The organism is Acinetobacter sp. YH12241 (assembly GCF_013417535.1).
Lineage (GTDB): Bacteria > Pseudomonadota > Gammaproteobacteria > Pseudomonadales > Moraxellaceae > Acinetobacter.
Window position 1 is genome coordinate 1 of the sequence record NZ_VPDQ01000049.1, and the last position, 11447, is coordinate 11447.

General features: G+C 39.8%; 14 protein-coding genes and 3 pseudogenes. 15 read left to right on the forward strand and 2 right to left on the reverse strand.

Going from position 1 to position 11447, the window contains the following annotated elements; genetic code table 11:
• The 14 genes and pseudogenes from FTV18_RS15005 to FTV18_RS15070 form a co-directional block, all read left to right on the forward strand.
• A pseudogene (locus FTV18_RS15005) lies at positions 1–96 on the forward strand (IS1595 family transposase); the annotation flags it as partial.
• A 71-nt stretch (positions 97–167) separates the two neighbouring features.
• Positions 168–746, forward strand: a complete 579-nt coding sequence (locus FTV18_RS15010; protein ID WP_159123693.1) for a DUF4126 domain-containing protein — start codon at positions 168–170, stop codon at positions 744–746.
• A gap of 196 nt (positions 747–942) precedes the next feature.
• The gene (locus tag FTV18_RS15015) at positions 943–1149 is read left to right on the forward strand and encodes a hypothetical protein (protein ID WP_005237115.1); all 207 of its coding nucleotides are present in this window, start codon (positions 943–945) and stop codon (positions 1147–1149) included.
• A 128-nt stretch (positions 1150–1277) separates the two neighbouring features.
• On the forward strand, positions 1278–1499 hold the full coding sequence (locus FTV18_RS15020) for a hypothetical protein (RefSeq protein WP_159123700.1): 222 nt from the start codon (positions 1278–1280) through the stop codon (positions 1497–1499).
• Between the two features lie 149 nt (positions 1500–1648).
• Positions 1649–1895 (forward strand): annotated as a pseudogene (locus FTV18_RS15025) (DUF6868 family protein).
• Positions 1896–2019: 124 nt separating this feature from the next.
• Positions 2020–2733, forward strand: coding sequence for an SIMPL domain-containing protein (locus FTV18_RS15030; protein WP_005237113.1), 714 nt, complete (start codon positions 2020–2022; stop codon positions 2731–2733).
• 746 nt (positions 2734–3479) lie between these two features.
• On the forward strand, positions 3480–3935 hold the full coding sequence (locus tag FTV18_RS15035; RefSeq protein ID WP_004785138.1) for a hypothetical protein: 456 nt from the start codon (positions 3480–3482) through the stop codon (positions 3933–3935).
• Positions 3936–4022: 87 nt separating this feature from the next.
• Positions 4023–4688 carry a pseudouridine synthase gene (locus tag FTV18_RS15040; RefSeq protein WP_179993180.1) on the forward strand — a complete coding sequence of 222 codons (666 nt, stop codon included), beginning with the start codon at positions 4023–4025 and terminating at the stop codon, positions 4686–4688.
• A 568-nt stretch (positions 4689–5256) separates the two neighbouring features.
• The gene (locus tag FTV18_RS15045; RefSeq protein ID WP_180012492.1) at positions 5257–6201 is read left to right on the forward strand and encodes a hypothetical protein; all 945 of its coding nucleotides are present in this window, start codon (positions 5257–5259) and stop codon (positions 6199–6201) included.
• A gap of 236 nt (positions 6202–6437) precedes the next feature.
• Positions 6438–6833 (forward strand): ribonuclease E inhibitor RraB, encoded by a 396-nt coding sequence (locus tag FTV18_RS15050; protein WP_180012490.1) that lies wholly within the window; start codon positions 6438–6440, stop codon positions 6831–6833.
• A 239-nt stretch (positions 6834–7072) separates the two neighbouring features.
• Positions 7073–7519 (forward strand): SRPBCC domain-containing protein, encoded by a 447-nt coding sequence (locus FTV18_RS15055; protein WP_004785131.1) that lies wholly within the window; start codon positions 7073–7075, stop codon positions 7517–7519.
• 124 nt (positions 7520–7643) lie between these two features.
• Positions 7644–7982 (forward strand): zinc ribbon domain-containing protein YjdM, encoded by a 339-nt coding sequence (locus FTV18_RS15060; protein WP_034705280.1) that lies wholly within the window; start codon positions 7644–7646, stop codon positions 7980–7982.
• A 115-nt stretch (positions 7983–8097) separates the two neighbouring features.
• Positions 8098–8460: a 5-carboxymethyl-2-hydroxymuconate Delta-isomerase gene (locus FTV18_RS15065; protein WP_004785128.1), complete on the forward strand. Its 363-nt coding sequence runs from the start codon at positions 8098–8100 to the stop codon at positions 8458–8460.
• Between the two features lie 390 nt (positions 8461–8850).
• A complete protein-coding gene (locus tag FTV18_RS15070) occupies positions 8851–9294 on the forward strand; it encodes a nuclear transport factor 2 family protein (protein ID WP_159123697.1) in 444 nt (147 codons plus the stop codon).
• Positions 9295–9406: 112 nt separating this feature from the next.
• Here the strand turns inward: FTV18_RS15070 and FTV18_RS15075 are convergent, their stop codons facing one another.
• On the reverse strand, positions 9407–10174 hold the full coding sequence (locus FTV18_RS15075) for a hydroxymethylpyrimidine/phosphomethylpyrimidine kinase (RefSeq protein ID WP_180012494.1): 768 nt from the start codon (positions 10172–10174) through the stop codon (positions 9407–9409).
• Positions 10175–10432: 258 nt separating this feature from the next.
• On the opposite strand from FTV18_RS15075, the gene FTV18_RS15080 reads away from it, so the two are divergent.
• On the forward strand, positions 10433–11080 hold the full coding sequence (locus FTV18_RS15080; RefSeq protein WP_180004020.1) for an HAD family hydrolase: 648 nt from the start codon (positions 10433–10435) through the stop codon (positions 11078–11080).
• Between the two features lie 255 nt (positions 11081–11335).
• On the opposite strand, the pseudogene FTV18_RS15085 reads toward FTV18_RS15080, so the two are convergent.
• Positions 11336–11447 (reverse strand): annotated as a pseudogene (locus FTV18_RS15085) (IS982 family transposase); the annotation flags it as partial.

Consider the following 11447-nt stretch of genomic DNA (forward strand, 5'->3'; position numbering starts at 1 on the left):
AAAGAGTACTTTGATTATCATCTTAAAGAAACTGAATGGCGTTGGATGAGGGAACCTAATGAGTTAGCAACTGAGCTGTGGAACCTCATTAGGTAAAATTAAGTGTAAATCTGCTAGTCTAGAGCCTTTACATTATAAAAATGGCTTAAATCTCAAGGGCAAGCAGCATGGAAACAATCCTCGGTTTATGTATCGGTATCGGCTTGAGTGCAGCCTCTGGTTTCCGTGTTTTTGTGCCTTTGCTGATAATGAGTATTGCCGCATTGATGGGCTGGTTTGAACCGATGACCGGTTTTGAATGGCTGGCCATGCCGGCAGTCTGCCTGGCTTTAGCCATCGCGACCCTCTGTGAAATCGCTGCGTATTATATTCCCTGGGTGGACAATGCCATCGATACAATTGCAACGCCTGCTGCCATACTGGCCGGAACTCTGACCACGATGGCTGCCAGCAGTGGAGAAATGTCCCAGTTTGCAGCTTGGGCCGCAGCGATTATTGTCGGTGGCGGAACAGCAGGGGCCGTGCAACTGAGCAGTGTTGCAGCACGTGGACTATCAACTGCCACTACAGGCGGTGTTGCGAATCCCGTACTCTCAACCGGAGAGTGGATCGGGGCTATTCTGTTATCCATTCTGTCATTGCTTTTGCCAGTGCTAGCTGCCTTGCTGGTTGTAATGCTAGCCATCATGGCAATTCGCTGGATACGTCTAAAAAAGAAAAACAAGCTAGAAAATTCCGCCTTATAAGAATCAGATAAATAAATATTTATCACTCATTCTTAATGAAATATTTGCTTAAAGAAAGGCCCTCATCTTGTTCATTAAATTGCTTGATTTTTATTCAAAAAAGACATAATTTTATTATGGGATTATAAAAGGCATAATTTTTGTATGGTTTTATTTGTGGTTGAACTTTATAAAAACAATATTAGGGGAACTATAAATGATTAAATTTATTGTAGATGAACAAGAGTCTGCCCAAGGCGTGCACTATATTCATAACGCAACACGAGGCTGTGAAGACCTGCCAGAATTTGATAACCAGATTCTGATTGGATATTTTGCTAATTATGATCTGGCTTATAAACGCGCAAGAATGAACTGGCCGAGGGAGAAAGTAGAGGGCTGTCATAAGTGCTGTACAGAATGAGATTTATAGACATATTGGTCGTCATTTAAAACCCGCTATACAGTGGGTTTTATCATTTATCCTGTTTGAAAAATGATCAATTTGACCCCATATAAAACTATAGATTTATCATGTTTAGGGCTGCTCAATTGCAACATTATCTTGATCTCAATCATGACTCGGGTGTGGCCAATTATGAGATTGGCAATGAGTTTATTCGGGTTCAATTTAAGAAAACTTCGAAAGTGTATACCTATAGTTATAGCAGTACGGGCTATCAGCATGTGGAAAATATGAAACAGCTGGCCCAGTATGGTGATGGCTTAAATGCCTATATCAATCATCATACCCGTCATCTGTTTGTACGCTAAAAAGTGATCGCTGGAAGTGAGAACTGAAACTTTTAGCTGAAAATATTTAAACCATTTCCCTTTAGATCACAGATACAAATCAGCAGTTCCTGAACATTTGATCAATCTGTTAACTTAAGGATAGATGGCTCTACAGGCAGGGAATCACTATGAATCTCGATTTCTGGTGTCGGTTTTTACTTTATACATTGGCTTTGAATTACAGCATTTTAATGCTCTGGTTTTTGCTGATTGTCTGCACGAGACTGGGTGAAACGATTGCATGGTCAATGGTTTCAGCTCTCAGATCCAACTTTTGATGCCATTCACTATAGCGGCATGGCCATTTATAAAGTCGGGATATTCCTGTTCAATCTGGTTCCGCTAATTACCCTATATTTGATGGGGAAAAGTTAGGAGATAAAACTTTCCAAAGTTCCAGGAATAAATAAAACTGATAGTCGCATCAGCATTACACAGAGCAGTTTAAGGCTTATAATGCTCGAAACAGGATAACAATATGGAAAAGGAGTTCGGATCAATGAATCAGTTTAAACCTGCCTTGATTTTAGGGGCTTTGATCGGCTTGGGAATGATTATCGCCGGATTCATTTTGGGCAATAGTGCGGTCAAGATTAAACAGTATGAGCGGATTGTTTCCGTAAAAGGGCTGTCTGAACGTGAAGTGAAAGCCGATGTCGCCGTCTGGCCGATCCGTTTTAGTGGCGGCAGTCAGGATCTGACCGAACTGTATGACACCATGGAGCTGCAAACCCAGCAAATTCAGGCTTTCTTAAAAGGTGAGGGTTTTAAGGCAGAAGAAATTACCACCGGTTCTCCAGTCACTACAGATAAATATGCCCAGCAATACGGCGGTGATGCCAATGTTGCCTTACGTTATACCGCGCATCAGACCATTACGGTTTATACCCACAATATTGATGCAGTCCGTGCAGCGCAAACCCGTCTGGTCGCTCTGGGTAAAAAGGGCATTGCTTTTGGTGGTGATGATTCCGGGCAAAGAACGGAATATATCTTTACCAAATTGAATGACATCAAACCAGCCATGATTGAAGAAGCCACGCAAAATGCCCGCAGTGTGGCAGAAAAGTTTGCCGCGGATTCTCAAAGCCGTCTCGGGAAAATCAAAACTGCCAATCAAGGTTTGTTTAGCATTGAGGACCGTGACAGCAATACGCCTTATCTAAAGAAAGTTCGTGTGGTTTCTACAGTGGATTATTATCTGGCTGATTAAATGGCTGGAAAGCTGAATAGAGGGGTCTAAAAAATTTAGAGCAGAATGAGGTTTTACATGAAGATAAATTCCAGTAATTCTGCTCTTTCTGCAATAAAAGATCTTTATTTTGAGGTGAAAGGTAAAAAATTCTTCTTCAAATATATTTAAAGAAAAATATTTTCAAAAATCGGGAAAATTAAAAAATCTTAGGAAATTAATTTTGCCGCAGCTTGGCTACTATAGATCTCAAGGGTGTGATGGGATCGAAAAGAGTAGCATGCTGTGAGTGGCGCAAAACGCGAGTGCAGTACGAACCCAAAAGGTCTCGATTCGGCTTAGGACGCTATAGACCAAAAGTTTATAGGCTATAAGATCATTTCTTACAAAGAGTGATAGTTGAAGTAAACCATCAAGATGTTTTCCCAACACCCTCAAAATTTTCTCCTCTCATAAAAACAATCTTCTCCTCCAAACTGTTGAACACCTTCCCTACCCAGTCACTTATATTCTTCCTAAATAGCTGTAAATTCATTTGAGATTCAAATAAATACTATTTTAATCACATATCTAATCTATTTTATTTACAGCCTATAGCTTTCGACTATTTTATGTTTAAATACTACTCTAATGTCGCTGGTTGTTTATAAGTATTTGATATAAATAATTTAAAGTATAATATGTTTAATATTTGCTCACAAATTATATCCTTGAAAAATAAAACAGAATGCTATGATAATTTTGCATATAAGAAAGGGGCACGTCCCATGAAAAAATATGAATTAGAAATCAGTTATCCGCATCAAGAAGAAGACGAAGCAGAGCAGCTAGGCAGCTTATCGGCAGAAGAAATTCTCTCTACTTTCAAGTCCATTAACTGGCAACAGTTACGGGTTTTACAATTACAGATGCAAGCCGCCATTACCACTTTTACCGTAACAGACTCCGATGCTGAACAGTCGATTCAGATCACACTGAATGAACTGGCGCCGTCAGGTCAGCTTGAGTTCAGGCTGGAAAGTGATATTGAAGTCGAAGCTCAACATAAAATTCTGGGACTGTTTAGCCTGAAAAACAAAGACTATGTGTCATTTCGCAATCTGACTATGTCACAGGTTCAGCAATATCTTATGGCATTTTTAAATGAAGATCTCGACAGACTGAAAACCCAGTATCAGTCGGGTCATTCAGTATCTCCCATCAGTGCAGCGTCCAAAGCTTAGTCAGGCACTGATCCTGTAACAGGGCTGGATTGACAGTATTCCCTGACATTGTTATTTTGCGCGTTTTCTCCTGAATGCTTACAGCACATGCCTATTAACGACAACTTTGTCTACGCGCCGCCTCAAGACCCATTGCATATTCTGTATGAAGATGATGATCTGGTTGTCATTGAGAAGCCGGCCGGTTTGTTGTCTGTTCCGGGACGTTTGCCTGAGCATCATGACAGTGCTTATCTACGGGTACTAGAGCGTTATCCGAATGCCAAAATTACCCATCGTCTGGATATGGCCACGTCTGGTATCCTGATGTTTGCCAAACATCGCGATGCTGAAGTGGCGGTCAGCAAAATGTTTCAGGCACGTACAGTCAGCAAACACTATATTGCGCTGGTACAGGGAGAAATTCAGGCCGAGGGCAGTGTCGATGTACCTTTGATTACTGACTGGGAAAATCGCCCTCGGCAAATGGTGCATTTTGAACTGGGTAAAGCTGCCAAAACACTCTATCAACGGCTGGGATATCTGCCTGAGCAAGACATCAGCCGGGTATTACTAACGCCAATTACCGGGCGTTCACATCAGCTCAGAGTCCACATGCTGCATATCGGTCATCCGATTACGGGCGATAAAATCTATCATCCGGAACCAACGCGTAGTCCTCTTAATCGCATGGCCTTGCATGCCAGTGAACTGACTTTTACTCAACCCTTGAGTGGTCATAAAGTTGAAATTCTTGCACCTGCACCATTTTAGTAAAATTTAAGCATTCAAAAAATGAATATGGATTCTGATAAATATTTAAATTTTAGTAAGCTGCAACAGAAATGTCAGAATTTATTTCAGTCATCGGAAAATTATGGAGTTGAATTTAAGCAGTTTTCTAGAAAAATTATGTTCTGAATCATGTCTTATCAAGTAATGATTTTTTGAAATTAAAAAAGTGTACCCGGAAAAATTTCAGGAATCATTTAAGGGACTTTATCACTTTATCTTTAGTTTAACTGTTTGATCTATCTATTTTTATTCAGTTTTTATCAAGATTTGCAGTCTCTCAGGGGTTTGTTCTTATAACATTCGATATAAAAATAAAAACCCCTTTAATTGATTATCACCAACAGATTCATTTTAAGTAAATTGATAGGCATAAAAATATTAAGGTTTTATAGGTGAAAAATCATTTAAAAGATCAATTATATTAAATGTTTATGGTCATTTTTTATCTTTGATTCTCATCATTAAATTATGCAGAATAACTTTAAAACATCATAAATTTTTAATTTTTTAGTGCCTATATATGGTGCAAGGGGTAAGGGACAGGATGATGCTAAGTGGCGTGCTCTTTGTTCTCGCAAGTGTTTTAATCATTGTATTACTATGGGTATTCAATAGCCTGAAATTATCAAGAAACAATATTCAGTCCTTACAGGAAAATCTGGATCATTCACGCAGTAAATTGGCTGATTATGAAACACAAGTTGATGAATTAAATTATGAAATGACCCAGCTACGGATGCAACTGGGAAGTGCCAGAACTGAACTGAATAAATATAAACAATATCAGGATATCTGTGACATCGAACAATACATTATTAACCGCAGCTTGCAGGCCGAAAATTTCGTAGAAGTAACCAAGCTTGATGCTTCCATCATGCTGGATGATCTCAAAGCCTATATCGCTCAGGTCAAAGCGTATTTACAGAATTTACAGACTCAGGCCGAAGCTGATATTGAGCGACAGGCTCGAAAAGCTTTACAGGCTTATTATCAGCAGGCTAAAGAACAACAGCGACTGCAAGAAGTAGTTGAAGCTCTCGAGCATAAGATCAAGGGCTATCAACATGGTTTTGATCTGCCGGTCACGCAGCTTCTGGATCAGCTCATTAGTGGCTACAACGATACTGATGCAGCCCGGCATTTACTGACTATCAGAACACAGATTGAGCAGGCCAAAGAACAGCAGCAGGTGGCCAGCTGTAATTATGTCGATGAGGATCGTCGCAAGAGCACCATCGAGATTTTGAGTCTGGCATTTAATAGCAGGGCAGAATTCTATTTGTCCCAGTTAAATACTCATAATCTGGGTGAAATGCTGCAATCCTTAAAAGATGATTATCGCCTGATGAACTATAAAGGACAAAGCTTGAGCCAGGCCATGATTCAGGAGTCTTATCTGAACTTACGTCTGGAAGAGCTTAAATTCGCCGCCGTTTTACTTGAGCTTCAACAGAATCAAGTGTCTGAGCCATCTGCAGTGATCGCTTCCTAACTACAATTAAAAAAGACAGATCAACCGATGAAATTTTTTAATCTGCAGATTGATATGCAGGTATTTTTAATTAGATGAAAATGCAGCTTTTTTTCTCAAATTCTTAAATTTATATTGATAAAATTCAGTTGTTTATTTAGAGAAAGTTAATTTTTTTTCATATTCTGTACTCGATAATTCAAATAAAATAAGTTAAGCTGAATCGAATAATAAAACATCATAATAAGGATATCTCTATGGCACGCGATTATGACAAATTCCCTGACGATGAAAATGGTCATGTACTGTGGCAAATGTATCAGGATGGTGATGATCTGCAGGACGACCATGAAATTGAATTCTCGATAGCCTTTAATAGTGAAGAACAGGCTGACCGCTGTGCATTGCATCTGCTTAAAGAAGAACAAAAGATAAGCCTATATCAGGATGAGGAGAGCGATACGCTGGAGTGGACAATTACCATTCATGTCTATATGCAACCTACCTATGAAAATATTGTCGACTTAGAACAATGGTTTACCAGAATTGCCGCTGAATTTCAGGGTGAATATGACGGCTGGGGCTGTATGGCCTATGTCTATGATGATGAGGGCGACTCAGAAGAGGGCGAAAGCAAACTTCGTAGCAGCTAATCAAAATTTCCTTATTTAAGCCCGGTTAAGCCGGGTTTTTTATGGCCTGCGGTATTGGTCGGGTCAACTGTAGTTTTTTGTTATACATCCTATAAAATAGATAGATAACAATTATATTTAGGCCGTACAGTATGTTGGGCAGTTATTTAAATACTGAGGCCGACGAGATCGGGATGATCCGTCCGAATAATAAATAAAAATAATCTTTCAGTAAGAACAAGAAAAAAAGGTAGGCTGAAATGAGTTATACCCTAAAAATGCATCGCGTATTCAGTGCGCCACCGGAACGGGTGTACCGGGCCTTTATTCATCCAGATGCCATCGCAAAATGGCTGGCACCGCATGGCTTTACTGCCAGAGTTGAGCATGCCGAAGTCAAACCGGGAGGCAGCTATAAAATCACCTTGACCAATTTTGCCACTGGTACCCAGCATCATTTACATGGCACCTATCATGAAGTTATTCCTAACCAGTTACTGCGCTATACCGATTGCTTTTCTACACCTGAGGTCAAAGGTGAAATTGAAGTCACGCTCATCTTTGAAAAAGTGTCTGTAGGCACCAGCCTGCATATTATTCAGGTGGGTTATCCGGATCTGGTACCACCATCTGCATGTCACTTAAGCTGGCAGGAGTCATTGCAGCTTTTGTCCTGGCTGGTCAATCCACATATTTTAGATGGTTAAGTTCAGTTAATTAAGTCGAGCGGGAGATCCTTTTAAAGCTTGAGCATGAACCCACCCAAAGATGCTATAGTTCAGCTTTAATTTTTTGTTTTTTCTTTTATTTTTTTATTTTGTTGAGGTTGCTATGGCTCTACCACAATGCCCAAAATGCCAGTCTGAATATACTTATGAAGATGGTGACTTGTTAATCTGCCCAGAATGTGGATATGAGTGGAAAGAAGGGGAAGCAACTGAGGAAACCGTGGTCATCAAGGATGCGCATGGCAATCTGCTGGCTGATGGTGATACAGTTACAGTGATTAAGGATCTTAAAATTAAAGGATCTTCTTCAGTGGTTAAAGTCGGGACTAAGGTCAAAAATATTCGTCTATTACCCGATGCAACTGATGGACATGATATTGACTGTAAAATTGATGGCATTGGCGCCATGAAGCTCAAATCTGAATATGTGAAAAAAGCCTGATACGTTCTTATACGAATGAGTGCTTTCGGTCTTCGGGTTTGAAGGTCTATGCTTCTTCCTCAAACTCGAAGATCAATCTCTTCTGATTGCCATATCATGCCTGGATCTATGCTTTATGCCTCATCTTCATCTTGAATATTCAGATAATATTCAGCAGCTTGAAACCCGACCTTTAATGTTGGCAATTCACCAGGCCTTATTTAACGCCGGTTATATTAATGACCCGAATGATTTAAAAAGTAGGGCGATTGTACAGCAGGATTTTGTGATTGGACTAGAGCAGGAGACAGATCAGGCTTATGTACATGCTAAAGTTTCTCTCCTGACTGGTCGTAGTCTGGACATCCGCCAGGCAATTTCCAAGCTGGTACTTCAGGTCATGCAGCAGCACATTGTCTCGCAGCCGGGGTTAAAGATTCAGCTCTGTGTTGAAATTCTGGAAATGGACAAAGAGACTTATACTAAAGCTATTATTTGATTTTTTTTAGATTGAAGTGAGGACTAGGAAATGAAGTTTTCTTAGTTTCTCTCTTTATCTTGAATACATCAGAACTTAATAAAAAATTGAGAAGTATCAAAGCGATTTTGAAATATAAAGAACGATAAATAAAACTAGAGCATGAAAATTTAAATAATCAGTCAAAATTCACCTGATTATTGCAGTTGATCAGAAAATTTTGCCTATAATTAAAAAATAGTGTAATTTTAGGTATTAGGTCACACTTTTGACCTGATATATGGGGGGATGGGTAAAACTAGGACCCATTTACATAATTAAAAATAATGAAAAACAAGAAAGACTGAAAATAATGAGATGCTTGAAATCTCGGTTTTCAAGTCTGAATAAAACCTTATAGAGAGGTATTCAATGAAAATAATAGGGGAAGAATGTCTGGCTCAGGAAGTCAGGACATTTTTACAAAAATGGGATCAAGCTATTTGTTCACTTGAATTCAGCGAAATTCGTCAACTTTGCCGACCAGATGTCTGTCTGATTGATATTAGCTCCGAACTGAAAGGGATCGAGGCTTATCAGGCTGCATGGCAACAGTACCGACCATATATGCGCAACAATGGTATGCGCGTTGAACGGAAGGAGGTCACCATTCAGGTCAATAATGACATGGCTTTCGTATATGGTTATGTCCGGATTGCTTATGCGGCGATGGAACGATATTTCCCTTTGCAATGGTGCCGCTTCAGCATGGTCTTGAGCAAGCAGCAAGATCAGTGGCAATTGCATTATCAACATATTTCTGTCCCTGTTCAGGAGAAGACTGAAAAACTGCGCCCTGTGAAACTGGCAGGTTAAGGCAAAAGTTTTAAATTTCATTGAAACAAGATCATCACATCTATTTGTCCATTCTTGAAAAAAATCGCCATAAAAAAGCCTGAATCGTTCAGGCTTTTTTATTTAGGGAAGATTAAAAGCGTTTTGGAATGCGCTGACCATTCGGTACCGGAATTTCCGCATTTTTTAATACACCAAATAACCAGGTTTCTGCATGTTGTACGGCTGTTTTCAACTGTTCACCCAAGGCTAGACGTCCGGCAATGAAACTCGCCAGTGAACAGCCTGAGCCATGATATTCACCTTCCAGGCGCGGACAACGGGTTTCGTTGATCAATTCACCCTGAATATATAGACGGTTCTGGATATAGTCGGGAGTATCTTCGTGGCCACCTTTAACAAGAATCGCGTGGGCACCCATTTCGAACAGTTTCTGCGTGGCTTGATCTAAATCCTGCTCACCTGTCAGAGCGCGCAACTCGACTGTATTTGGAGTTAAAATCGTGGCTAGCGGAATCAGTTGTTTAAACGCTTTGACCAGTGTGGCTTGATTGCCGAGTGAGCCACCACTATTGGCTACCAGCACTGGATCCAGTACATACTGATAGTCCGGATGCGCAGTTAGAAATTCTGCCAGTGCTTCAATATTTTCAGTCGTTCCCAGCATGCCTGATTTAACACAACGAATCGGCAGATCCTTTACCACAGCATTGGCCTGAGCCAGCAGTAATTCCTTTGAAGTTGCTTCAAAACCAAAGACCTGTTGTGAGTTCTGGATAGTCAGGGCTGTACAGGCTATTGCAGCATGAGCACCACTTTGACCGATGGCTTCAATATCTGCTTGAAGGCCTGCTCCACCTGAAGGATCTAAACCTGAAAAGCAAAGTACGGTAGGTCGCAAAATGATGTCCTTCATTCACTAAAATTGCCTTAGTATAGGCAAATTTATTCAAACTCTCGATATTAATTTCTATCACTTGCAAGAACGGTCTGTCAGGCAAAATTTCGTATGTTTTATCTGATCAAAATATAGAGTTGATTACCCTGAAAATGGGCATTCTTGGCTTGTTTTTATGGCCTAATAATTGCTTTAGGGTAGACAAATCTGGCTATACTCACGATATGAATTGATGTCGGCTGCAAACATAGGGGACAAGGTGTGATTCAGAATATTTTAATTGACTTGGATGGTACATTAACTGATCCAAAAGTGGGGATTACGACTTCTGCCCGCTATGGTCTGGAAAAGGTGGGTCATCCGATCAGTGAAGACACGAATATTGACTGGATTATCGGGCCTCCTCTAAAAGCTTCGCTAGCCAAAATTCTGAATGTAGATGCGGATGATACCCTGGCTGAACAGGCACTAATGGCATATCGTGAGCGTTTTGCAGTGACTGGCTTATATGAAAATCACGTCTTTGAAGGCGTAGCTGAAACTCTGGCGGAACTTAAACGCCGTGGTTATCGCCTGTTTCTCGCAACAGCAAAACCAACCGTTTATGCCAAACAGATTCTGGAACATTTTAATCTGGCCCAGTATTTTACTGAGATTTATGGCAGTGAGCTGAATGGTGATCGGACCAATAAAGGGGAACTGATTCAGTATATCCTGGAACAACAAGGCATACAGGCTGATCAATGCATTATGGTGGGGGACCGTGAGCATGATATTTTTGGTGCCCGCCATAATGGGATTGAGTCGATTGCAGTCAAATACGGCTATGGTTCAGAAATTGAATTACAGCAGGCACAGCCTAAATATACGATTGAGAACTTTAGTCATTTATTAGACTATTTAAAATAATTTTTTATTTTCATTAAAAATAAAATGCTTCTATGTTTAGGAGCATTTTTTATATTCATTATTAACTTCACCTTTTGAATAGAAATCTGTTTTATTGCGTTAACTTGATTAATTGTTTGTATACTTTTGTTCTAATATTTTTCATGCTTACATAAATATAATAATGCATTTTATGTGATTAATGTCATATTTTAATGAACCTATTTGATTATAATTCACAAAAACATATTTTCCATATTTTAACCCGAATCCTGCTTAAGCCGATGACTTCATAATTTGAATTGTTGGCTTATTTTTATGGATCAGTTGATATGCACACAAGGACGCGTAAATCCCTCCTAGAAATCCATGAACACTACGTGCTTTG

Bases quoted from the DNA above. Each gene is read 5' to 3' on its own strand.
- FTV18_RS15060 (WP_034705280.1), top strand. From the start codon at position 7,644: ATGGCTCTACCACAATGCCCAAAATGCCAGTCTGAATATACTTATGAA.
- FTV18_RS15030 (WP_005237113.1), top strand. From the start codon at position 2,020: ATGAATCAGTTTAAACCTGCCTTGATTTTAGGGGCTTTGATCGGCTTG.
- FTV18_RS15045 (WP_180012492.1), top strand. From the start codon at position 5,257: ATGCTAAGTGGCGTGCTCTTTGTTCTCGCAAGTGTTTTAATCATTGTA.
- FTV18_RS15055 (WP_004785131.1), top strand. From the start codon at position 7,073: ATGAGTTATACCCTAAAAATGCATCGCGTATTCAGTGCGCCACCGGAA.
- FTV18_RS15065 (WP_004785128.1), top strand. From the start codon at position 8,098: ATGCCTCATCTTCATCTTGAATATTCAGATAATATTCAGCAGCTTGAA.
- FTV18_RS15070 (WP_159123697.1), top strand. From the start codon at position 8,851: ATGAAAATAATAGGGGAAGAATGTCTGGCTCAGGAAGTCAGGACATTT.
- FTV18_RS15035 (WP_004785138.1), top strand. From the start codon at position 3,480: ATGAAAAAATATGAATTAGAAATCAGTTATCCGCATCAAGAAGAAGAC.
- FTV18_RS15050 (WP_180012490.1), top strand. From the start codon at position 6,438: ATGGCACGCGATTATGACAAATTCCCTGACGATGAAAATGGTCATGTA.
- FTV18_RS15015 (WP_005237115.1), top strand. From the start codon at position 943: ATGATTAAATTTATTGTAGATGAACAAGAGTCTGCCCAAGGCGTGCAC.
- FTV18_RS15010 (WP_159123693.1), top strand. From the start codon at position 168: ATGGAAACAATCCTCGGTTTATGTATCGGTATCGGCTTGAGTGCAGCC.
- FTV18_RS15040 (WP_179993180.1), top strand. From the start codon at position 4,023: ATGCCTATTAACGACAACTTTGTCTACGCGCCGCCTCAAGACCCATTG.